The organism is Proteus sp. FZP2095, assembly GCF_023701425.1.
Taxonomy (GTDB): domain Bacteria; phylum Pseudomonadota; class Gammaproteobacteria; order Enterobacterales; family Enterobacteriaceae; genus Proteus; species Proteus cibarius.
Genome location: NZ_JAMQBJ010000001.1, coordinates 1743276 through 1767108, shown reverse-complemented (window position 1 = coordinate 1767108; position 23833 = coordinate 1743276). Strand labels below are relative to the sequence as shown.

The window sequence follows — 23833 nt, the reverse complement described above, 5'->3', positions numbered from 1 at the left end:
TAAAGTCAAACTAACGTATTATTTAATAATGATTTTTTGTTTTTAAATTTTATTTTTATAAAAATAAATGTATTGGATGGTATTAAATGATCAGGAGGGGCTTAACCCCTCTGATGTCTTACGCGGTGTGAGGCAAGATGGTGTGAGTTAATGGAGGCAAACCATAAGCCGCTCTTGCACGATCACAAGCTTCATTAGGAATGCCATTTACCCAAGATTGTTGAAACTCACGGCAAGGAGAAGGGCGTTGTTCGTAGATAGAACAGCTTACACACTCTCCAACTTCACCAATCAGTTTTTCACAACGCGGTTTTTTAGAGTTGGTTCCTTTCATGCAAGAGAGAAAAGGCGTTAACGGTTCTGTTAATTCATCAGGAACCACCCCTCCACCACTTACCATTTCTGCCCAATAGAACGAAACTCTAAAATAGGCGCAACAAGCACCACAATGCATACAGGGATTATCCTGCATATAAATAAAATCGTTAGAATGTTTGCTCATACCAGATACCATTTTATCTGACGTTAAAGGGATAAAACGCACGTTTTAAGGGTGCGGTAGCTTAAGAGAAGCAAAAAAAAAGACAGAGAAACGATGCTTCTCTTAGAGCAATCATTATGCGCCGAATGAAAAATATTTTTCAAGAGAAATATTTCTGTATATAGAATATATTTATTACAAAACAGACTATTATTTTGGAAAATCTATCTAGGTAGACTATATGACTTAATGGTAAGCGATGGTGCTATTTAGTCCTCTGTAAAAACCACAGTATAAATAGTATTAAAAATAATCATGATATCAGGTTTTAGATAAAGAAAAGCCTTATCAATTTTGATAAGGCGATAATAAAAGAAGCATAAAGAAACGTTGAAAAAACGAGTTAACGATATCTACTAATAGGCTTTTCTAAAAGGGGCCTTTAAAAATAAATAAGGCACCAGCACCAATTAAAAGAAAACCAATAAAATGATTTAAGGTGAAGTTTTCTCCCAAGTAAGTGACCGAAAAAATAGCGAAAATAGTTAATGTGATCACTTCTTGTATGGTTTTTAATTCTGCCGCGCTGTAGTAATTATGACCAATACGATTTGCGGGTACAGCAAAACAATATTCAACAAATGCAATCAACCAGCTTAAAATAATGACAACAATAAGAGGTTTATTGCCATATTTTAGATGGCCATACCAAGCGAACGTCATGAAAACGTTGGAAATAATTAGAAGAATAATAGGCGTAAATTTGTAGAACATATTGGAGATACCACGAGTCGTTTTTAGGCAAAATTATTGCCAATAAGAAAGGTATGAGATTACTGCAAAAAAAGTAGATTTTCTATTGTGATGATAAGAAAAAAATAGCCAAAAATTAAAAGGTTGGTCTTTCTTTCCCTATAAGAAAGTTTGTAATTTTATCAACAAAAAACAAAGTTGAAGTAATAAATATCTATTTTTAAAATTATTGGCTGAATTTTAATCTATGGATGTTGTGTTAAATAACATTTTTTCAATAAAAAATAAGAAAAATAGATTCAAACCCAAAAGGCATTAATAATGTTTTCTTATTATTACTTGATTGAAATTTAAATTTATCGAGTAAGATACGATATATCCTAAAATGATGCTGTTCGCACTAATAGATGTGATATTAGTTATTTAATACATTATGTTGAGTATAAATTTTATTATAAATTCCTATAAGGAGTTCGCGTGAAGATAAGTTTATTTCTGATCTCTTGTAGCTTACTTACAGTTAGTTTTTTCTCTTCGGCACAAGGCAAATACGATCCTTTAGCAAAATGTTATGAAGTGACAGCAAATCAGCCGAGAACAGCGGTGCAGGCTTGTTTACTGGATGAATTAAAACTGACAGAGCAGCAAATGAATGTCATTTATGACAAAAGTAAGAGTGATCTTGAAGATACTGATTCTGTTGCTGCAAAAAGTGCCATTGATGCATTAGCCAGTTCTCAGCAGCATTTTATTCAATTTCGAAGTGCTGAATGTCAACGACAATCCGCATTATTAATGGGGGGATCAGGGGCTGGAGATGTTTTGTTAGCATGCGAAATAAAATTAAATCAATGGAGAGCAAAAATTTTATTGAATAATTAATTGGCGAATAATAGAGAAAAACCCAAAAGCGATTAACTTATCTTTTGGGTTTGATTTAGGAGTCAATGATTGACTCTGACTGTTAGTTATTTTGTTATCGTTTTAATGTTATTTTATTTTGAATTAGCAATCTTCAATAATAAGATAAGCCGCATGAACAGGGCCATGAACCCCCCATACTTTAATCAATTCAATGTCTGCAGTAGAACTTGCACCACCAATTAAATTGATACAAGACGGCATTCTCACGCCTTCTTGCGCCATCTTATGTAGACGCTCAGCAATTTGTGCCACGCGGGGTAAAATATCGCTTTTACGTAGGATAACAATTGAGGTTTCAGGTAATAAACTAACGGCACGCCCTTTTTCTGGGGACGAAAATAAAACAATCCCACCAGACTCCGTTAAACCCGCTTCAGCATAAACAATCCCGATTTGCGAGCGTTCAGCATAAACAATGTTTTCGCGTCCGAGAGCTGGATCCCAAATGTAGGTTTCGTATTTTTCGCTAACCGCTTTTGTGACTCCTAGTGCATCTAAACGCTCATCACCACTTATTACCACTGAGCCTTTACAATCATAACTTTCACAGAGTTCAATTAGGCTATTAATAACTTCATCAGGTTTAGTAACAACACATTTCACCATTTGAGTCTGTGCAAAGTCAGTAAACTCTTTGCATAGTTCATCTTGAGTCAAATTAGTTAAGCGAGTTTTCGCTAAATCATTAATCGGTGTAGGTTGTGGCTGTGGCTTATGCGCAATAGGGCGCCCTAATTTTTCAGCAATAGTTTGCAGAAATTCATTACGGTTTTGTTCGTTTAACATATTATTTTTTTCCTTCTGCTTTATGGCGTTTAAACCAACTACGGAAGCTATAACCATCTGGTTTAGGAAGATCACGCGATTCCATCCAATCATTTAGAACACTTATTTTGATTGGTGTAGAACCATTTTTGATCATTAATCCCGCCATTTTCGCACCGACATTCATACCCACTTTCCAAAGAGCTGGGTGTGAATTGAGGTAGTTAAACATACCAGTGACTCGACGCTCTGCTTTCGGTGTTAAACCGGTTTCAGCCATCACTCGACGATGTTTTAAAATCAACTGAGCTAAAGGAATTTTGACTGGGCAAACCACATTACAAGCATTACATAATGAGCATGCATAAGGGAGATCGTGGAAATCTTTATAACCCCCTAATAGTGGTGAAATTACCGCACCAATTGGGCCCGGATAAATTGAGCCATAAGCATGACCACCAATATTTCGATAAGCAGGACATGTATTTAGGCAAGCACCACAGCGGATGCAACGTAAAATATCTTTAAATTGTGAGCCTAAAATTTCAGAACGACCATTATCCACAATCACTAAATGGAACTCTTCAGGGCCATCAACATTGCCTGCTTCACGAGGCCCTGTTACCCAAGTGTTATAACTAGTTAAACGTGAGCCAACGGCGCTACGACATAACATGGTTATCAGTGGATCGACTTCTTCAAAAGTAGGAGCCACACGTTCCATACCCATAACTGCTATGTGGGTTTTAGGTAATGTCGTGGTCATCCTTGCATTACCTTCATTGGTGACTAAACAGACAGTACCTGTTTCAGCCACAGCAAAGTTACAGCCTGTGACACCAATATCAGCAGAAAGGAAATCTTGTCTAATACGTTGTCTAATGAAAAGCGTCATATCTTCCGGTGTTTCACTACCTTCGTAATTGAGTTTTTCATTTAATACTTTACGAATTTGATAACGGTCTTTGTGGATCGCAGGAACCACGATATGCGACGGTGGATCGTTATCCAATTGAAGAATATATTCACCTAGGTCAGTTTCAATGATCTCAATGCCTTCATTTTGTAAGGCTTTATTCATCCCAATTTCTTCGGTGACCATGGATTTAGATTTTACAATCTTCTTCGCATTTTTCTTCTTGGCAACTTCACAAATATAACGAGAGGCATCTTCTGCTGTTTTGGCAAAATAAACATGGCCTCCGTTTTCTGTCACTTTTTCAGACAATTGATAGAGATAAGCATCTAAATTTTCAAGAACATGGTTACGGATTTGTTCAGCGCGATCACGCCATTCCTCCCAATTACCTAGCTCCTTCACCATGATTTGACGGTTAGCCCCAATACGTTCTTGCGCCATAACAACCGCATTACGCATGATTGTGTCTTTCATTTCATGTTCTAGACGAGGTCTGAAATCTATATCACTGGTTTTGATAGACATAAGCAGGCTCCCTTATTGGCTCATTAAAACTTGTGCAATATGCAACACTTTTACAGGACGCTTTTCACGACTTAAACGACCTTGAATGTTGATTAAGCAGCTTGTATCAGCACCAATGACATAATCAGGGCTCACATCCATAATATGTTTTACTTTTTCAGTCACCATTTCACCCGAAATTTCAGACATCTTCACGGAGAAGGTACCCCCAAAGCCACAGCAGGTTTCTGAATTTGCAAAAGGCAACATTTCAAGGCCTTCAACATGTTTTAACAGCGTTAAAGGCTCACTTACAACACCTAGCTTTCTGGTTAAACTGCATGATGGGTGATAAACCGCTTTACCCGGAAGGCGAGCGCCAACATCAACAACGCCAAGGGTGTTAACAATAAAACTGGTTAAATCAATAAGGCGATCGGCAACACCTTGTGCCCGTAATGCCCATTGAGGTTCATCAGCAAGATAAGTTGGATAACCTTTAATGGCATAAGTACAAGAGCCAGCGGGTGAAATAATGGGATAGTCGTTCACTTCCAATGTTTCAATTAACGATTTCATGGCAGGTTTCGCGTTATTTACATAACCGCTATTAAGCGCTGGCTGACCACAGCAACCTTGGCGTTCTTGAAATAAGACTTCACAGCCTAATTTTTCAAGTAACAAGACTGTGTCTCGGGCTGAATCGGCTTTCAGAACATCACCAAGACAGGTCGCATAAAAATTAACTTTCATTAATCGAACTCCAAAACATCGCTCAGATGTTGTCATTTTTACTAAAGATAAAATTCTTTTATTGCTTTGTTATAAGAGGAGAAGGGAGTGGAGTAAACACGCTCCCTTTTCCTTATTAATTAGTTCATTAGGTGATAAATAATGCCAATTTTTGCGCCAAGAATAATTATATAAGCAATACAATATTTTAAGGTTTCACGCATAATGGCACTGCTTTGACCATCCATTTTTGTCGCTGAAACAGCAATGGCGATACTTTGCGGTGAAATCATTTTACCGCCCGTTGCACCAGAGGTATTGGCCGCGGCCAGAATGAATGGATCAATATTAAGTTTAGCTGCCGCGCTGGTTTGTAACTTACCAAACAGCACGTTAGAGTTGGTGTCACTACCTGTTACAAAGGTTCCTAATGCACCGATCACTGGAGCAATAAAGATAAAGCCCGCACCCGTGAAATCGACTAAGGTTTCAGCAATACTGCCAATCATGCCACTGAAATCCATAACAGTTGCCATCGCTACGATTGCCGTGATGGCAATAATGGAATTTTTCAGTTGGATAGTGGTTTTAACCAGAACAGAGATCAGTGTTGAAATACTTGCACCTTGAATGGTACCACCCACAAAGCTTGCGAGAATAATCAATACACCCGGAGTACTTAACCAAGCAATAGTCTGATATTCCGTTTGTGTTTCACTTAATACAAACGGGATCTTTGTGGAAATCGCGCCCGCCATGCTTTGGATCGCAGGAAATAAAGGTGAGCACGCTAAGATAAAGATAAAGGTAAACAGATAAATAGAACTTGCTACTAACAACTCTTTCCCAGTGTGCTTTTTGACATTTTTTTGTTTGTCACCACTGTTTTTCATGCGTTTAGCAAGGAAAATAACCACAATTAAGCTGACTAAGCTACCTGCAAACGCTGGTAATTCAGCACCTAAATTAGCAGCAACGATATATTGAGGGATTAGTGTACTAATACCACACATTAAGGTAATAAATCCGACACCTTTAATCGCTTTAATTCCACCACCCGCAATGGCAACAATAACGAAAGGTAACAAGATATTGAATAATCCCAACTGAATAATAATGGTTTTACTCAGTACTAATACATCAAGGCCTGTATTTTGCGCCAAAATAGAAACTGGAATACCAACTGCACCAAACGCGGTAGGGACAGTATTGGCAACTAAAGAGGCAACGGCTGCTTTAAAAGGATCAAATCCGAGTGCAATTAAAATACCGATAGGAATGGCAACCGCAGTACCATAACCCGCAACCGCTTCAAGAAAGCCACCAAAACACCATGAGATAAGCAGAACCTGTACTCGCTTATCATCACTAATGCCAGCCAATACATCTTTAAGTACATCCATGCCACCTGTTTTTAACATTAAGTTATAACTATAAATAGCAGCAAGAATAACAATGATTATCGGCCACAAACCTTTAACTGCACCATAAAGGACAGAGACAGAAGCAAATTGAATGGTGTTGTTCCAATGGAAAATAGCAAGTGCAACAGTTATCACTAAAGATACAAGCACAGCATGGTGAACGGCTGATTTCATTTTTAAGATCATAAAAATCAAAACCGCTAAAGGCACAATGCCTAATAAGAATGATAAGTAGTCTGACATGATTATTTTTATCCTTAAGTTTGCAATTTTTATCGTTTATAACTGCGTTAGCAAACCTATAAGTTGCTCATTATATAATTGTGTAGGGTACTAGGTTTTATTAAAGCTCTACTTTGCTGAAACGATAAATCATAAATAAAAAAAGATAGTTACTAACCTAAACAATGAAAGATATCATCACTTAGGAAATTGTCAGGTTAGATTAGTTGGCTATTGTAGGGAATATTTATTGAGATGTAATAGAATAAAATCAATTGTGTGACAAATATAAAAAAAATCCTTTTTTCTCATTATTTGCTTGTTAATTGTCGTATTTTTTGATGTTCATCAATGTAATTGGATTGCTAATGTTGTTATCAAATTGGTTTTAGATGAAAAAAAGAGCGATATTGATAGTTTTAGCTATGTAATAAAAAGATGAACTTAAGTCTAAAATGCCATTTTTGATGATAAAAATGGCTATCGGCACCTAAAATATACATAAATTAAACTAATGAATTATTTTGGTGGCTATTTAATTAACAAATAGACTAAAATTTTTTTATTTTAATATTTAATTATTCTAAATTTAATCTTTTAAATTATTTTAACTTTTTATTATTTTACTTTTATAACATTTTTCCTTATTTTTTATGTTTTATTCTATTTTATCTTTAATGTCTTGTTATTCTATTTTATTTTTCGTTTTTTATATTTGAATTTAATTTGTTTTTTCTTGTTTTTATTTTTTTTCTTGCATGTTTTTTTGAAATAAAAAATATAATTTTCTTTGTTTGTTCTAATGCGTAAATATTTTCACCCATTATAAAATTATAATTAATTATTATTGCTTCCTTTTATTATCCTTTAATTTAATAATTTTAATTATACAAAACTAATATTTTTATATTAAATGTTTAAATAAATAACAATATGATTTTATCATCAATGATTGACTTCTTTTTACCTCTAGGGTCATGCAATTGCTAGGTTTGTTGCTAATATTAATTGTAATACAAATCAGGTAGATAATGAAAATGTGATGAGTGAGATAAATAGTGAATGAGAATAGTTCTTTCTAATTTTATGTAGCTAAAGGTGTAGGTAAAGTGATCTTGATCGTGTCGATAAAAATAAAAAATTTATTTTTTTTCTTTTTTATACTTCAGAAAGTGTGAAATAAATTATTTCTAATAATAGACAAATATTTATTTGAGGATATTTTTCACCTTTTTTAAGGTGTTCAAGTTGATTGTTATAGAACAAAGATACGTTATGAAATATTTTTGAAGTTATAGTCTCATTTTTCGATGAGATATTAATTTCACTTTGATAATTGTCATACAAAAATGGAAAGGAAAAAAAGTGGCTAAAAAGTGAATGGGGAGATAATTGTTTTTGTTTTAACTACGTAATAATCTCTAGTGAAATGTTTTCTTTAGCGAGTGAATGTATTGCTGTCTCTTTTTAGCGTTATAAGCTTGCCTCACAATAAGTAGCATTATTCCAAGATTATTATGGGAACATTAATAGTGAAAAGATTATTTTCATCATTAAATAGCCCTGTTTTGATAACGGAAATCAGCGATTATGTTAGCGATGTTTTAGGATTTAACATTTGACGCTGTCCATTACCTCTGAAATAAGTTGGAAAATACAAACAGTTTGTCTGATATTGGTAAAATTGTTTACATTTTATTACCGACGTTGTTACAGATAAAAAAAAGAACCAAAGTGTGAGCTAGGTTCCTTTTTTAGTGTGTACGAATAGGGGGTAAAGACTAAGCTTAGCCGGACTAGGGCTATTTTTACATACTAGTTATGTTTAATAAGTATGCATTTTCGAGGTGATCTATTATTTTTTTGGCTACTTAAGAACGTTGTTGATGTAAAGGTCACTTAAATATAGTGTTGAGTGACCTTTATCGTCATTTAATGAATGCCTGGATCAGGCTCGATGGATTTGGAAGTAATTTACTAATTTATTTAGATTCAATGCTTGTTCATTAAGTGAATTCGCAGCAGCCACAGATTCTTCTACTAATCCTGCATTTTGTTGCGTTGTTGAATCAAGCTGACTTATAGCATTATTGATTTGTGATATACCATCGCTTTGCTCATTACTTGCTTGCCCAATTTCTCGTAATAATGTGCTGATATCTTCAACATCGGTGATCATTTTTTGGATTTGTGAGCCAGCTTGCTCAACTAATTCCATGCCTTCTTGTGTTTGAGTTGATGAATTATCGATAAGAGTGCGTATATCATTAGCGGAGTCTGCACTTTTTTGTGCCAGTAATCTGACTTCACCAGCAACAACAGCGAAACCTTTACCGTGTTCACCTGCTCTAGCGGCTTCAACCGCAGCATTTAGTGCAAGAATATTCGTTTGGAATGCAATGGCATCAATTAAGTTAATAATATCTGTCATTTGAGATGACGAGCTATTAATTGCTCTCATTTTTTCTGTCAGCTGGAGCATCATTTCGCCATTATGGTGCACAGCGATTTCAGTTTTTTCAGCGACATTAATCGCATCATGTGTATGATCTGCGGTGTTTTTAACAGTTGAGGTCATTTGCTCCATTGAGCTTGCTGTTTCTTCTACTGATGTTGCTTGTTCTTCTGTTCTTGCCGCTAAGTTTTGGCTACCAGCAGTAATTTGCTCTGCTGCTGACGAAATATTTTCAGCACCGTTTTGTACATTTTGCACAACATCTAATAGGTGCATTTTCATTTCTGCAAGGGTTCGTAATAATATTCCTGCTTCATCATGATAATCAGTCTTCACTTCTTGTGTTAAATCACCATTTGCAATGGCTTTTGCAAAGTTGATTGCCTTCTCTAATGGGAGAGTGATCCCTTTAGTAATAAACCATCCTAAAATACTGCCTACAATAATACTGGCGAGGGTTAATAATACTAAAAATATCCTTTTTTCAATAAAATCATGTTCAACAGCGTCGCCAGCCTCATTCATCTTTTTATTTTGCAATTCAATAAACTCTAATATTTTATCGCGATACTTTAACTGAATAGCGGAAGTTTTCGTGATCAGTTCATTGACTGCGGCGTGTCTGTTATTTTCATTAAATGCCTTCACAACAAAGTTTTGAGAGGTTATATATTGCTGACGAATATCATAAACCTCAGCTAAGATTTTTTTGGACTCAGCATCGTGTGTGGTTTCATCTAATTCTTTCAGCAATTGTGCAACTTTAGCGGTGATCTCTGCTTTTTTGCTCTCTTGCTCAGCCGCTAAACTTCCTTGCTCATCAAGCATAGTGAGTTGCTGGAATATAATAAATTCATTGAAATTATTAATCAGTAAATTGGCTTTGACTGTGGCTGGATAGATATCATCAACGACATCATGAATATCTTGATTCGCACTGTTTAAACCCATTAATGCGAAACCGGAACCCAACATAATTAACATCACAAACGTTGTAAATGCGATAGTTAGTTTTGTACGAATTTTAAAATTTTTAAAGAACATGCTTAACCCTGGATAAATAATAATTAATAAGTATTAGTAACTTATTGAAGAACAAACAGTATCGGTAAGCAGTGACAGAACTTTAGTCATTAAACTAAATAAAGGGAGATAAAAAGGCTTGCATTGATTTTTAACACACTATTTTTATTGTTAAAAAGAGATCTCCTCCCTTTTTTTATCTAAATGTGCTTAGTATTTAAGTTTCATTCAACTTTATAAAATTAAGCTTAAAGTAATGAAAAATTAAAGAGATCCTTTATTTTCCGTTAACAATTGTTTGAGCGGTTTTAATATTTGTTAATTAATTTTGAGATGTTTAGAAGGTAGAATAAAGGTAAAGAGATTATAAGAATGGCTAAATGCACACTATCTAAGACTTGCTCACCTCTGAAATACTTTTGGTTGTGATAAACTGGATGACTTAAAACAGGTGAGTTTATGGTTAATGTGAGATGTGTTTTAACACTCTATATTTCTTAGACTCAATCGACTTAAAGATAACGCTGTATGCGCAGTGTATTTATATTTTTGAGCATATTTATTTTAGGATTTAGTCATATGGCGTATTCCGATCAAACCCTTGTCTTTATAAGACATGGCGAAAAGCCTGATAATGATAGTGGGCAGTTGACCTGTAAAGGATTAAATAGAGCATTAGCACTACCCGATGTGCTTATAAATCAATTTGGCAAACCTGATGCATTATTTGCAGCAGCACCTAAACAAAGTAAATTAGGTAATTCATTACGTTCACTTCAAACGATTTCTCCTATCGCCATTAAAACTTCATTGCCTATCCATCTTCAATATCATGCTAAAGAGATAAAAGAATTACGCGAAGATCTGCTCAGTCAGCAATATGAGAATTCAGTTATTTTTATTGCATGGGAGCACGATAATTTAGTTAAAGTTGCACGAGATATCATGAAACAAGAGGGTGGTGATCCTAAATTAATACCTAAATGGAAAAGTAGTGATTTTGATAGTATCTATATCTTAAAAATTATCCGAGAGGGCGATAAGAAAAGCGTCATATTTGAACAAAAACAGCAAGGTTTAGATAGCGTGTCGGAAGATTGTCCATAATTAATGGATATTTTATTTAATACTTAAAAATAAGATAGATTTTATTTTTACACACAGGCTTGATGCTATGTGAAGCAATGCGAGTAATATATGCAAAATAAAGTTATACGCTCAGTAGAGCACGAGATCAAAGTACGCCTTGTAAACTCATTTACTCGAAATAATAAAGGTGGTAATCCTGCTGGCGTAGTACTTAATCCTCCTCTATTAAGTGATGAACAGAAAATTGCTATCGCTAAAGAAGTCGGCTTTTCTGAAACGGCCTTTGTTTATCAAGGCGAAGAGACTGATTTTAAAGTTGATTTTTTCACTCCTGAAGGAGAAGTTGATTTCTGTGGTCATGCTACATTAGCCGTCTTTTTCACTTTATCTTCACTCAACTTATTGGCTTCTGGCCATTACACACAAAAAACGAAAGCAGGTATTTTAAGCGTAGCGATTGATACTGAAAATGTTGTTATGGAGCAAACACTACCCGTTTCACGACAAGCTCCAAGTGTCGACGATGTGGCTACTGCGCTGGGAATAAATCGCGAAGTTATCTTAGAAACCGGCTTACCCATTGAAATATTTTCAACGGGATTACCCGATATTTTGATCCCCGTACAATTTGGGCAATTAGATATGCTAAAGCCTAATTTTGATGCAATAGCAAATCTAAGTCGTGAATTTAATACTATCGGTTTTCATGTTTTCGAGCTTAGCCAAGATAAAGAAATTACTGCTCATTGTCGCAATTTTGCGCCTTTATATGGTATCAATGAAGAGTCTGCAACTGGGAGCTCTAGTGGCGCTTTAGGTTGTTATCTTGTTAAGCATGTTTTCCCTCATAAAACACATTTTCTATTAGAGCAAGGGCGTGCAATGCAATGCTCCTCTCTTATTCACGTTATTATTGATTCAACGGAAAATACGATTAGTCGAGTGAGAGTGGGCGGAAAAGCGACAACGATAGGCTTGAAGATTATTACCCTTTAAATTACTCGCAGTATTTTATATCAAGTTATTCTTAATAGGCTCTAGTATGAAATCTAGGGCCTTTGTGTTTTTAAGTATTTATATAAAAACAACGTATTTATTGCTTCTTGAATTTTTATTATTGTTCGCTCTGTGATTTGATTTTTCATTAAATAGATTTTATGGCAGAAAATGCGTAGGTGGTTTTTGTGAAAGTACCCGGAACGTTGAACTTTGGTTTTGACTTAAGTATATTCAATAATTAACCCTTTTATTTTGTTCTTTAAAAACGATAACAAAAACAGATGGTTACATTTTGCTGTTTTAAGCAAGGTAAAAATAGCTAAATGTTGCTAACACCTTGTTGTATCTTGTTTTTCTATGACAATACTATTGTTCACTGCCACATAGGCAGCTTAGAAATGTGACAGAAATCTCTATCACATGGGCGCCACGTTCACTGCCGCATAGGCAGCTTAGAAAAACAGCCCACCATATTCACGTCCAAAGTGAATGTTCACTGCCGCATAGGCAGCTTAGAAACTCCTTAAAATCTTCAAACTTTGTGACCTGTTGTTCACTGCCGCATAGGTAGCTTAGAAACATAATCAAATCACCGAAAATAATAAGGTGATGTTCACTGCTGCATAGGTAGCTTAGAAATATAGAGGAGAGATTGTTTTTCAGGGTTAAGGGCTCACTGCATCCCGGATGTTTTATTTCCGTTCGTGTACAGATGCTAGAGCAATCCATTTATAACGTGAGAATGCGTGAGATGGAAAAGTTTCTTTTGGTACTAAAAAACTATAGAGAAAATAAAATTATTAAATATGAAGATAAAGCAAGGATATTTATTTGGTATATGGAAAATATACAGAAAAGAAACGCCACTATAGAAATAGCACTGCCTTTTTTAATTCAAGATTTTCGTAGTTATAGTTTAGGGAGTGATCTTTCAGATGATGAGATAAAAAGTACAATAAGGAAAGTTAAAGAATATCTTATTCAAGCTGAAAATAGGTATAAAAAAACTAAAGGGTATGATAAGAGTTAATCAAAACACCAATAAGACACCAGAAATTGATAACTGATTGAATATATAATTCGATCACTGGCACTGCTTTATTTTTTCAATAAATTAGCCATTTCTGACATTCGTTTAGATCTGAAATTTAATTCTTTTATTATATCCAAGGCTGTAATTGAAGGGTTGGACTCTATCATTTTTACTATATTATTTATTTCGCTAACTCGTGCTGATAGCTCGACAATAGATGTACGCCTATTATTTTCTTGTGGGTCTCCCCACATCTCGTCGGCATCATAGGAGTTAAATTGAATATATGTATTTGGTGGGGCGTGGTAAACATTTTCAACGCCACAAGGGAGCCAGTCATCACCAGTAACAATGTCAGCATCAAAAGGTACAGTTTTATCTATTTCTTGTAGCTTCTTAATTAATTCTGACGTTTTCATTTTTCACCCTTGTCGATCTTAATAAAAAGGCCCACCGAAGTGAGCCTTTTTGAACTCTAAATAATCCGCGTACGATTTGCGTATGATTTAGAGTCCTATCTGTGTCAGTGTGTAGTTTTAATGATTTCGCTAACTTCTTGTTTTTGAAAACGTTGTCCTATCACTGACCCACCAAATTTGGGCTGGCGGGAGTTGAACCCGCATCTGTAATTTTTTAATTTATTGATTATTAATGGGTATTTTGATGAGGCTTCAATCATGTGTAGCAGACGTGCATATTGAGGTCACACACTCTACATTTTGTTCTAAATTGATTGTGTATTAAATCTTATTGTTATTCTCATAAAAAAAATAATAATAGCTAATAGCTAATAGCTAATAGCTAATAGCTAATAGCTAATAGCTAATAGCTAGTTTTTCTTTTTCGAAATTATACTAACTATATAAATTGTAAAAGTTTTTAAGCATCATTGATAACTAATATCAATTCTAAATAAAATTATTCAATTCGATATAGATAGCACATAAAATTAAATTATGATATGTAAGTCCAGTATGGATGAAACACGGTAGCTATAAGCTAGAATAATGATATTATGACTAAGTTATTTGAAGATAGAACATAATGTTTTAGTTATAATTTATTGGAATAAAATAAACAGTGTAAGTCTTAATGACTTTTAATATTTCAATATGATAACTTTTGTAAACTATATAAAATGTTATTATCAAGTTTAATTACTGTAATGAAGAGTGGTTATGAATAGAGTATTAGTTATTAAAGAAGAAAACTATATATCTAACCCTGATATGGGATTAGTTATTCCTGTTGCTTATATAAATGAAAGTGGAGAGTATGAAAAAATAAACCCTAACGATTTTCCCAATGGTGGAATATTTATATCAAAAGGATTTACAAATATTAGTCAACAATTTGGTAATGATGAGCTTTTTATTCTTACTGAATTTTATGAAAGTAACGATGATGATTGGAAAAATAATTCTAGATATCAAAAACATTTTGGATTGGGGAATAAAGTAGAGAGACTTGAACGAAATTATTTTATACCAATTATAAAATCTGAACTTCCTGATATTAAAACTGGTTATATTAACCATGACATTGATGCATCGAGCAATCAATTTTTTGTAGAAAATGATGATTATATTTATGGTCCATTCAAGGCATCTAAACAAGATAACAACTGGCAATTATCACCATTATCAACACCATCTCCATTACAATTAAAACAAGACCACATTGCAAAAATAGAATTAAAAAGTATAGTCGCAAATAAATTGATTTCTGAGTGGAGTATCAAAGGGGAAAATAAAAATTATATAAATAATTTGAAGGATATTTCAATTCTACCTTATGAGCAAGTTGATTATATATCAGATACTCGTTTAGTATCATATTTTACCAAAAATGGTTTTGGTAACGGAGTGTCTAAAAACAAAAATCCATTAGGAAAAAGCGAAGCCCAAAAGTTATCGCTAGGCATTGATGAATATGTAAAAAAAAATAAAGTTCTAGAGAATAGTGAACGATTGATAAGACTTAAAGAACTGTTAGGTGATTTTTTAGATTCTAGTCCATTTGGCCAGGAAATAGTTCAAGAATTTTTGGCTGAAAGTCGAGATGGAAGGCTTTATTTAGACAATTATTTTTCTAAAAATAAAGATTTATTGGTGAAACAAAAATCAGAGGAACTGGAAGAAGTAACAAAAATTCAAAAAATAAAATTAGATAAGGAACTTAATGAGTTAGAGCGGCTCATTTCAAATAAAAAGTCAGAGTTAGATTTTGAAATAAAAAATGTTGAGGCGGAAAAGTTAAAAGCTAAAGATGAAATAGAAAGAATAAAGAAGCAAACTGCAGAAGATGCACATAAAATCCTGCTACAGAAACAACAAGCATTAACAGAAGAAAATACTGCTTTAGAGAGCAAAATAATTGATTCAAGCCAAAAGCTTGAGGCTTTTTATTCAACTTTATCAAGAGTAAATGATTATAATTCACTCATTTCAGAGATAAATTATCTTAAAAGGTTAAAGGAAGATCTAGATAAAGAAAAAGAGGCTGTTGAAAAAACTATTAGCCTTAAAAAAGCAACATTAAATTCTCCTCAATTATTGGAGAAAGCTGTTGAAATTAAAACGTTAACTACATTATTAAATGGGGGGAGAAATAAAGAGAGTTCTCCCAATATATACAAAACAAAAATAGTGCCATCGACAGTAAAATTAACAAAAGATAATAGAAAAGATTATATAAATTATTTAATAGACTCATTTAGTAACGATAATGGTAAAAATTTCTCATTTGATGAAATGTCTAATTTACTTATTTGCCTAAATCAATCATTTATGACTATATTAGCAGGCCCTCCAGGTACAGGTAAAACCTCTACAGCAATTAGACTTGCACAAAGTATGGGGTTGACTAATGAAGAAAACATACATAATACAAGTAACTTTATTAATATTTCTGTAGGGCGAGCTTGGGTTTCTAGTAGAGATATATTGGGTTTTTATAATTCGTTAAAAGATGTTTATCAGCCTGCAAGAACAGGACTTTATGAATTTTTGAAAAGCGATCATAATCAAGATTATCTGAAGTTAATTTTATTAGATGAGGCAAACCTTTCTAGTGTTGAACATTATTGGTCTGACTTTTTAAGTATGTGTGATCCTGAAGGTAGGAATAGAAAAATTGATTTGGGTATACCTTCAGATGAAGAACGATACATAAAAGTTTCCAAGGGAGTACGTTTTATTGCAACTATAAATAATGATGCATCCACAGAGCGTTTATCCCCTAGATTGATAGACCGTGTTCCTGTAATAGGTTTGAATCATAATTTGGATTTTAAATCTAATTTGTTAAAAACTATAGATTTTGATGGCGCTATACATAACGAATCTTTTGAAGAATGTTTTGATGTTAGTTTATATGAATCTTCGTTTACTACTGAAGAGGAAAATTCACTAGAGCAAATCATTGAAATTTTAAGAGCTCCAATTAATAGAACAACATCTGTAATAGTTAGCCAAAGAAAATATAATGCTATAAAACGATATTGTCATGTGGCAAATGAAATTGAAGGGTTAAGGATTCAACCGTTAGATTTTGCTATTAATCAGCATATTTTACCGTTGATTGAAGGGTATGGAACTGGTTTTAAAGAAAGATTACATAATCTTGAACAAAAGCTAGTTGAACTTGATTTAAATTTATCTAAGGCAACGTTAAAAAATATAATAAATAATGGCGATATATATAGTGAATCGTATTCATATTTTTAAGGATGAATTAGATGAAAATTAAAATATCAATTTTAGGAGGAAAGCGTCAAGGTGACGCTTTTGAATTATCCTTAGTTGAATCTAAATGTAAGTCAGCTATTTTTATTCTTGAAGATGAAGCTATTGAAATATCATTTTCTAGCAAGTTATTTTACGATAAAGTATCTTTACTTTTATATGAAAATGAAATGCAACCCACAGTGATTGAACAGCGTGATGACTTGTGGATTTATAAATGGCAACCTAGAAGATTAGGGAAGTTCAACTATGAATGCTTTTTTCATAATTATTATGGTATTGCTGAGTTAGCTTTAGAATTGAAAATTGAAGAAAAAATCGAAATATTTAACTTTCAAGCAATAGAAGTTCTAGCTAGAAAAATAAATGCAGAGCGTGTGGAAAAAATGCTTTCATTTTTAGCTGGAGTTGATAATGAAGTACTATGTTCTTTCTTTAGAGTAACTCGTCGACAAGCGGGTTATAAACATGGAGATACTCCCGCGGAAATTTTACTTGAACAAATTGAAAATATTACAGAAAACACATCAATATTGGTAAAAAAAATAATTAATAGGCCAATTACTAAATTATCAACTATAGGAAAATATGTTTATCCTAATGATAGCACTAATGTCGATGATCTCACACTATCATGGCTTTGTAACAATATAGATGAACTTTCTGAAACTGACAGTATTGATCACGCTATTTTAGAATATAATGATAATTTATATATAGCAGGGAAATTAATTGAGCATAAGGCAACGGAAGATTCAGATGTTTATGAAAATCAGGTAATTTATGGTTTTATAAATACTCTGATTCAGACAGCATCAAGGTTACTTTTTGGTTTTGAAATACCTGAAGGGAAAATTAATAAATCAAATGAAACACCTTTAGGATATATTAGTTTTTTTAGTCAAATTCAACGTTTTCAAAAGAGCATTAATCAGAGGAAAATATTAAAATGTAAATCTATTTTAGCTAATCTTCATTCTATAAAGAGAATGCTGACTGAAAAAATACCATTGAAAAAACATATTGTAGGTATACCTACATTTACGATGAAAGCAAAAAAGAATCCCTTATATTTATCACTATTTAAAAAAATAGTCGATTGGTATCGTTTTGGGAGTCCAGATTGGAGTGTGCAAGAAGAACTATTGTCAATTCAGAGTATTCCAAAGCTATTTGAATATTATTCTTTATTCTATATTAAGGCTATTTTAGAAAAAAAGTATAACTCTAACTTTTCAAATGAATCTGTAAGTGAATCATTAATATTTAGCATTAATATTGAAAAAGGTCTAAGGTTGAGTTTGTTTTATGAACCAAAGTATTGGATGGTTAATCATCCTAAAGTTGATTTTAGAGGCCTTGTAAATACTGAGGGGTGGACTACTTATAATGGAAAAGTATCAAAACGTTCTAGTTCTAGTCGATTTTCAAATAGATCACCAGATTTTGTCATTAAAATAAATGATGATTACAATAATGGAAAATATATTATTTTAGATGCAAAGTATACATATTCTGATAAAGCATTTACTCAATACCTCCCTGACTTAACTCTTAAGTATTTGCATGGACTTCACTCTATTTCAAATGTTAAAAATATAATTACAGGATTAATGATACTAAATCCTGATGAAGAATCAAAAGTAAGAGATTTTCATCATAGCAATTTTGATATTTTTTCAGAAAAACCTGCCCTACCATTTTTATTATGTGGTTCAATTTCTCCTGGTGATGAATTTATTGGTAATAGTCAATTTGAAAATACATTACTGAAGGTAGTTGACCTCACTATGCGACAACTTAATGAAATTAATAAAAATATTTATTCTCTAAATACTGCTCTGGCGTAAGATAATAATTCTAAATCTTACATGATAAAGGATAATATTAATTCAAACATGCCCCGAGTTACTTTATCTCAGGGCATTTTATATTCATATAGTTGCTGATAAAAGAGAGCGTTAATTAGCTGAGGGCAAATGTTGATACTTAATATTATAAGCTGTATTACCGTCATACTCTTTAAGATAGCCCCCATAATGTCGAAACAACATCTCGGGACCTTTGTGCCCCATTTGTTTTGCTAGCCAAAACAAGTTGGTTCCTTGGCTTATATGACGTGTGGCGAATGTATGCCTAGTTTGATAAGGATTACGATATCGAATACCTGCTTTCTTCAGCGTTGGTACCCATGCTTTCTTCCTGATTGCGTCAGCACCTGCCCAGGCTTTATTTGTTTTTGGGTCTTCGAAAATTACGCCATCCTTCATGAACGTGAATTGTTTTTGGTCATTCAGAGCGCTTAGGGCTTCGCTATTCAATTCAATCTTTCTAGTACCGGCTTTAGTTTTGGTTTTCTTAATAACACCGACAACGCTGGCGGACTGTATATGTGCTGTATTCTCTAAAAAATCAATATCACTCCATCTCAATGCACATAACTCAGAGCTTCTTAATCCAGTATTAATGGCAAATTGAAATAAGTTTTTCCATTGTTCATATCTTGCCGCAGTGAGCAGAGCAGAAACTTCCTTTGGTGATAATGGGTCAACAATATAGTTACTTTCAGCACCATTATTTTTTGATTGGTATCTTGATGCCGATATAAGTCTCACTGGGTTAATTGATACAATCCCATCAGTAATGGCCTCATCTAGTGAGCTTCGTAAAAAAGATAACTGATTACGAATAGTTTTTAATACAGTAGTTTGCTTTTGTATCCAATTTTTTAGGATCGCAGGAGTGAGTGATGAAACATGCAATTGGTGCAAATCTGATAAGGCACTTTTACATTTTTTGTAACCATTAATTGTTGATGGTGATAAATTTCGAGTTTCACAAATAACTAAATACTCTTCTAGATAATCAATAACCCTTTTTTCGTGATTATTAACACCAAATAAATTTAATTTTTTAGAGTTAGGAAAATACTTTGAATAGTTAAAAATGTTTTTTTCGATATTATTCTGAATTTCTGCGAGTAGCCTTTCTGCATATTTAATATTTTTGCTGTTTATCTCTAACCTAGAGAGAGGTTCTCTACAAAGAACTCCTTTATAAGTGAATGTAATAATAAGTGTTTCTTTAATTTTATTTTGGCGAATAGTCACACCTCTTGGCAATGGGTATTTTGTTTGTTTTTTCTTGCCCATTTATTTACCTCAATTATATCAATCCAGCGCTCCTTGGATCCTTCCACTTTTAAAACTTGAACTCCTTCATGCCAGAATTGTCTTTGTAACCGTTTATTTATTGCATCAGTTGTTTCGTCAAAAAGTTTGCAATATACCGAAATCGGTATGCATTCAAAGAACATACTTTCTCTCCACACAATTTTACAAATGCCACCAAGTTAGTGGCATTTGTGCGATTAATTACGCTGAAAATTTGCCGATAAATGTTTCGATTTCACTTTCATCGAATTCATCACAAAGCAGATTACGGAACTCTTGAGCGATTTGTTCTTCAAGTTTTTCAAGCTGAACAATGCGGAGCACTAAAACAGGGACATCACCGCCAGTAAGCACGCTATAACGTAATTTGATGCTACGTTCTTTTAATTCATCATACGGAGTGCAGGTAAATTGGAATGTAGTAGGCATTGCATCTTTGCTTCTGGCTTCAACATTTTCTAATACCGAGCGTTTTGCACTAAAATCCGCGTCTTCATGTTCAGCAGAACGTGTTGACTCAATAGTGATACGGCGAACAGCAGAAATAGCTTGTTTTATATCTAAAACATTACCGTCAGCATCGAACGCCATTAAATAATCACGCCAATCTTCTAACCACTCGGCTAATTCTTTTTGACGATGTTTAACACCATCAATTTTTAATAGCGCTGCGAATGGGGCAGTTTGTTTTAACTTAACAGCAGCTGTGTTATCTGCATGACCGGGTTCGCCAATTGTGCCGATATTAAAAATAGTTTTGGCACTCATTTCATCGGCATCAATAAAGCAGCTAACACCTTCATCAATTGCATTCTTGATTGAGTATTTAACAAAGTCGCTGATACTGGTTGTTTTCATTTCCCCGCGAAAGCGGAAACGACCTTCTTGTAAATTTTCTAAACTACTTACTTTAAAGTCATTCGGAAGAACAATCGCTGGGCATAATGACTTCTCTATTGCATTGAGACTTAATGAAGCCACTGTCATATCTTGAATTTGCGAAATAGCATTACTGTCTAATTGAGACATGAGTAAACTCCTACTTATTTAAAAGTACTAAATTAAATGGACAGGTTTAATTAAAAATAAGAAAACTAATTAATGGCTTTTAATTTACCTTCGGGTTGACCTTGTAAAGAAAATAATTGACCTTGATCTTCTTGCATAATGGTCAACTTGCCACCTTTACCCACGTACATAGGTGTTTTGGTGGTATCTTCCTCAGTCCGTTTTCCTCTAGGTGTTGGTGCAGAGAATTTAAGCTTATGAGTTATTTCAACTCGTTTTTCTTCCATTGAATTACTAATGCGAGCAAAATCTAATTCAATAGTGACTTTGCCTTTTCCACCATTATTTAAAACGCCTAAAGCCACATCATTTAAAACAGCAGAGACTTTATTTTCAAAAACGCCAGCATCTAATTCAGAAAGAAAGTCAGGGACATTTGTCTTACGATCTTCTTGGCTCATTTCTATAACCTCATGTTATCTCTTCACACAATAAGAAAGGGCACTAGCGAGTTGATACAACCCGGATAAGACATTTCACAAGCAATACCAGTACCCTTAGTTATTGTTAGATTTGATAAAAATGGCTGACTGAGCAGAACATTATCACCACACCCCCGTTAATGGTTAAAGACTCAATCAGTCATTGTTCCTCGTTTTTGACCCAGAAGAAAGGAGAGGGTATCTGCAGCACTTAAAAGAGCTTCCCGCTGACGCCACAAAACACATTGTGCTTCAACTATTGGGTAAGGGACTGAATCAGATACCGGACGCAGTTCAGTGGCTACAAACAGTGCTCCGTTCTTAACAAACTCAGATTCTTCACTATGTTTTACAAATTTAATCCAACCGATGGTTTCGTGTAGCTCTAACCAAAAGTCTTCATGGATATTGTCGGTTGACAGAGTTAGCGCGTTCTTATGAAAGACTAAGGCATAGATTTTGATGTTTTGTTTTTCATTAGTAATATTACTCACGCTAATTTCCCTCCACACAATTGATTCTCTTCACACATAAAAAATCATTTACTTTGTATTTGAGTAGGCATTGGTAATATTGTTGATACCAATAAGATAGCGTAACGCTAATGTTTGGTCAATAGCATTACGCTAATAAATTTGTGTTTATTTTTTTGGGGATTTTTTGAGAGGCAAAAATAATGGCTTTCCATCAGACCAAGCAAGTTTAAGCTCTGGTTTTGATCTTATTTTTATTGCTTTTATTGTTTGCAAACCATTTTCTTGATTTTAGTTCTAACGAGTCAGCATGAGCTTTAGCATCTGTATCAACCCACTGAGGGATTGGCGTGGAAGTGTCTTTATGTAAAATAAAATCAATTATTGACTTTATTGCGTCATCAGCAGAATCATAAGCTTCTAGAAAGCTATTATTTCTATGAGATTTATCAGTCTTACATGGAGTATGATCTAGCGTACCTATTTCTAAACCAAGCTTTTCTTCGATCTCTCTAGCTAAAGGGGAGCCCATATTTCTGGGGTTACCACTTTTGCTATCTATAGCCTTATTTCTTATTTGCGATAAGGTCGCATCTGTTTTTGCTCTTCCTAAAGCTATATTCAAGTTAGCAATAGTTTTATGTTGCTCAATAAGCATATTAAGCCATTCACGTCTAATTTCTTCAATAGTTTTCATATCATTGCCAATTTTATTTATTTTTTACATTAGATAGCAATGCACTAACCATTAGAAGAAGTGAAACGCTATTGACTAATGATAGCGAAACGCTATTATTTAGGTGGGTAATATGTAAGGTAAATCAAATGACACTAAAAACATACACAAGTAACAAACGGGGAAAATCTACAGAACTAGCCAGAAAATTGGGAGTTCCAACGACACTTATTTCTCAATGGGCTAATGGTGTTCGCAAAATTCCTGCTGAACGTTGCCTTGAAATTGAGAAAGCGACGTTAGGTGTAGTTCGGTGTGAAGAGCTTAGACCTGATATTGATTGGTCGTATTTGCGTGGAACTCAACAATGATTTCCATAGTTTTTTACTGAATAAACAATAGCAAAACTATTTAAAGCAGTTAACTACAAAAATCTTAAATAAGGGTAGGAAATGAATAGTCAATCAATAAAACAAGTAGTGAAAGCAATGTGTGAGGCAACTGCTGGTGGACGTGAAGCAATGGCTGGTGCGCTTGGTCTGTCTTTAACATCATTCAATAATAAACTGTACGAGAAAAACGGTTGTCGTTCGTTTGATTTAAACGAGTTGTTAGCGATGCAAGATATTTCTAAAACCGTTTTGTTTGCTGAGTTTGTTGCTCGTGAATCAAATCGCTTGTTGGTGGATAGAGTCAATCCAGCTGAACTAGACACAACCGAGTTATTCACATTACGCAGTAATGTTGACGAAATGCAAGGGCATTTAGCATTACTGATGAAAAATAGTTTGGCTGATGGCGTTATTGATAACGAAGAAGAGCAGAAAATAAAAATGATGTTGGATGGATTAATTTCGCAGATCCACACATTTATGAATGCGTTTGTTTCGTTACATCAAAAGAGATATTAAAGATGGCTATATCCAGAAAGGGTGAAGCCAAAGGTGTACGG

General features: G+C 33.9%; 21 protein-coding genes and 1 CRISPR repeat array. Of the genes, 8 read left to right on the top strand and 13 right to left on the bottom strand.

The features are described from left to right. Positions 1-118: 118 nt before the first annotated feature. Both NBG71_RS08620 and NBG71_RS08615 read right to left on the bottom strand, forming a co-directional pair. Complete coding sequence (locus NBG71_RS08620; RefSeq protein WP_099659342.1) at positions 119-502, bottom strand: YkgJ family cysteine cluster protein; 384 nt, start codon at positions 500-502, stop codon at positions 119-121. A gap of 408 nt (positions 503-910) precedes the next feature. Further along, positions 911-1255 (bottom strand): DMT family protein, encoded by a 345-nt coding sequence (locus tag NBG71_RS08615; RefSeq protein ID WP_075670926.1) that lies wholly within the window; start codon positions 1253-1255, stop codon positions 911-913. A gap of 456 nt (positions 1256-1711) precedes the next feature. Here NBG71_RS08615 and umoC point away from each other — a divergent pair, with 456 nt between their 5' ends. Beyond that, complete coding sequence (gene umoC, locus NBG71_RS08610) at positions 1712-2116, top strand: UmoC family flagellar biogenesis regulator (protein ID WP_250916776.1); 405 nt, start codon at positions 1712-1714, stop codon at positions 2114-2116. Positions 2117-2239: 123 nt separating this feature from the next. On the opposite strand, the gene NBG71_RS08605 is transcribed toward umoC, so the two are convergent. The 5 genes from NBG71_RS08605 to NBG71_RS08585 all read right to left on the bottom strand — a co-directional run bounded on the left by NBG71_RS08605 (position 2240) and on the right by NBG71_RS08585 (position 10223). Then, positions 2240-2944 carry a LutC/YkgG family protein gene (locus tag NBG71_RS08605; RefSeq protein WP_075670930.1) on the bottom strand — a complete coding sequence of 235 codons (705 nt, stop codon included), beginning with the start codon at positions 2942-2944 and terminating at the stop codon, positions 2240-2242. Position 2945: 1 nt separating this feature from the next. After that, positions 2946-4367 carry a LutB/LldF family L-lactate oxidation iron-sulfur protein gene (locus tag NBG71_RS08600; RefSeq protein WP_075670932.1) on the bottom strand — a complete coding sequence of 474 codons (1422 nt, stop codon included), beginning with the start codon at positions 4365-4367 and terminating at the stop codon, positions 2946-2948. A gap of 12 nt (positions 4368-4379) precedes the next feature. Then, positions 4380-5099 (bottom strand): (Fe-S)-binding protein, encoded by a 720-nt coding sequence (locus NBG71_RS08595; protein WP_099659343.1) that lies wholly within the window; start codon positions 5097-5099, stop codon positions 4380-4382. Positions 5100-5218: 119 nt separating this feature from the next. Beyond that, positions 5219-6745, bottom strand: a complete 1527-nt coding sequence (locus NBG71_RS08590; protein WP_075670936.1) for an L-lactate permease — start codon at positions 6743-6745, stop codon at positions 5219-5221. A 1927-nt stretch (positions 6746-8672) separates the two neighbouring features. After that, positions 8673-10223: a methyl-accepting chemotaxis protein gene (locus tag NBG71_RS08585; RefSeq protein WP_099659345.1), complete on the bottom strand. Its 1551-nt coding sequence runs from the start codon at positions 10221-10223 to the stop codon at positions 8673-8675. Between the two features lie 507 nt (positions 10224-10730). On the opposite strand from NBG71_RS08585, the gene NBG71_RS08580 reads away from it, so the two are divergent. The 3 genes from NBG71_RS08580 (at position 10731) to NBG71_RS08570 (ending at position 13320) form a co-directional block, all read left to right on the top strand. Beyond that, a complete protein-coding gene (locus NBG71_RS08580; protein WP_075673651.1) occupies positions 10731-11309 on the top strand; it encodes a phosphoglycerate mutase family protein in 579 nt (192 codons plus the stop codon). Between the two features lie 90 nt (positions 11310-11399). Further along, positions 11400-12287, top strand: coding sequence for a PhzF family phenazine biosynthesis protein (locus NBG71_RS08575; protein ID WP_211838488.1), 888 nt, complete (start codon positions 11400-11402; stop codon positions 12285-12287). Between the two features lie 374 nt (positions 12288-12661). Then, a CRISPR array of direct repeats spans positions 12662-12929; the repeat unit is 28 nt; unit sequence GTTCACTGCCGCATAGGCAGCTTAGAAA. Between the two features lie 112 nt (positions 12930-13041). Then, entirely contained in the window at positions 13042-13320 is a 279-nt protein-coding gene (locus NBG71_RS08570; RefSeq protein ID WP_211838487.1) for a hypothetical protein, read from the top strand. Positions 13321-13388: 68 nt separating this feature from the next. Here the strand turns inward: NBG71_RS08570 and NBG71_RS08565 are convergent, their stop codons facing one another. Beyond that, the gene (locus NBG71_RS08565) at positions 13389-13742 is read right to left on the bottom strand and encodes a hypothetical protein (RefSeq protein WP_211838486.1); all 354 of its coding nucleotides are present in this window, start codon (positions 13740-13742) and stop codon (positions 13389-13391) included. A 759-nt stretch (positions 13743-14501) separates the two neighbouring features. Here NBG71_RS08565 and NBG71_RS08560 point away from each other — a divergent pair. Together NBG71_RS08560 and NBG71_RS08555 are read left to right on the top strand one after the other, a co-directional pair. After that, complete coding sequence (locus tag NBG71_RS08560) at positions 14502-17051, top strand: DUF8727 domain-containing protein (RefSeq protein ID WP_250916775.1); 2550 nt, start codon at positions 14502-14504, stop codon at positions 17049-17051. 11 nt (positions 17052-17062) lie between these two features. Further along, the gene (locus NBG71_RS08555) at positions 17063-18919 is read left to right on the top strand and encodes a DUF2357 domain-containing protein (protein ID WP_250916774.1); all 1857 of its coding nucleotides are present in this window, start codon (positions 17063-17065) and stop codon (positions 18917-18919) included. A gap of 111 nt (positions 18920-19030) precedes the next feature. Here NBG71_RS08555 and NBG71_RS08550 read toward each other — a convergent pair whose 3' ends face one another. The 5 genes from NBG71_RS08550 to NBG71_RS08525 all read right to left on the bottom strand — a co-directional run bounded on the left by NBG71_RS08550 (position 19031) and on the right by NBG71_RS08525 (position 22902). Further along, on the bottom strand, positions 19031-20221 hold the full coding sequence (locus tag NBG71_RS08550; RefSeq protein WP_250916773.1) for a site-specific integrase: 1191 nt from the start codon (positions 20219-20221) through the stop codon (positions 19031-19033). Between the two features lie 222 nt (positions 20222-20443). Beyond that, positions 20444-21271 (bottom strand): YfdQ family protein, encoded by an 828-nt coding sequence (locus NBG71_RS08540; RefSeq protein ID WP_250916771.1) that lies wholly within the window; start codon positions 21269-21271, stop codon positions 20444-20446. Positions 21272-21336: 65 nt separating this feature from the next. Beyond that, entirely contained in the window at positions 21337-21711 is a 375-nt protein-coding gene (locus NBG71_RS08535) for a YfdP family phage-associated protein (RefSeq protein ID WP_099075721.1), read from the bottom strand. A gap of 173 nt (positions 21712-21884) precedes the next feature. Then, positions 21885-22226: a hypothetical protein gene (locus NBG71_RS08530; protein WP_211823670.1), complete on the bottom strand. Its 342-nt coding sequence runs from the start codon at positions 22224-22226 to the stop codon at positions 21885-21887. A gap of 208 nt (positions 22227-22434) precedes the next feature. Then, a complete protein-coding gene (locus NBG71_RS08525) occupies positions 22435-22902 on the bottom strand; it encodes a hypothetical protein (RefSeq protein WP_099075719.1) in 468 nt (155 codons plus the stop codon). 128 nt (positions 22903-23030) lie between these two features. Between NBG71_RS08525 and NBG71_RS08520 the strand changes: the two genes are divergently transcribed. Together NBG71_RS08520 and NBG71_RS08515 are read left to right on the top strand one after the other, a co-directional pair. Then, entirely contained in the window at positions 23031-23252 is a 222-nt protein-coding gene (locus tag NBG71_RS08520; protein ID WP_063108339.1) for a transcriptional regulator, read from the top strand. An 81-nt stretch (positions 23253-23333) separates the two neighbouring features. After that, positions 23334-23792, top strand: coding sequence for a YmfL family putative regulatory protein (locus NBG71_RS08515; RefSeq protein ID WP_250916770.1), 459 nt, complete (start codon positions 23334-23336; stop codon positions 23790-23792). Positions 23793-23833 lie beyond the last annotated feature (41 nt).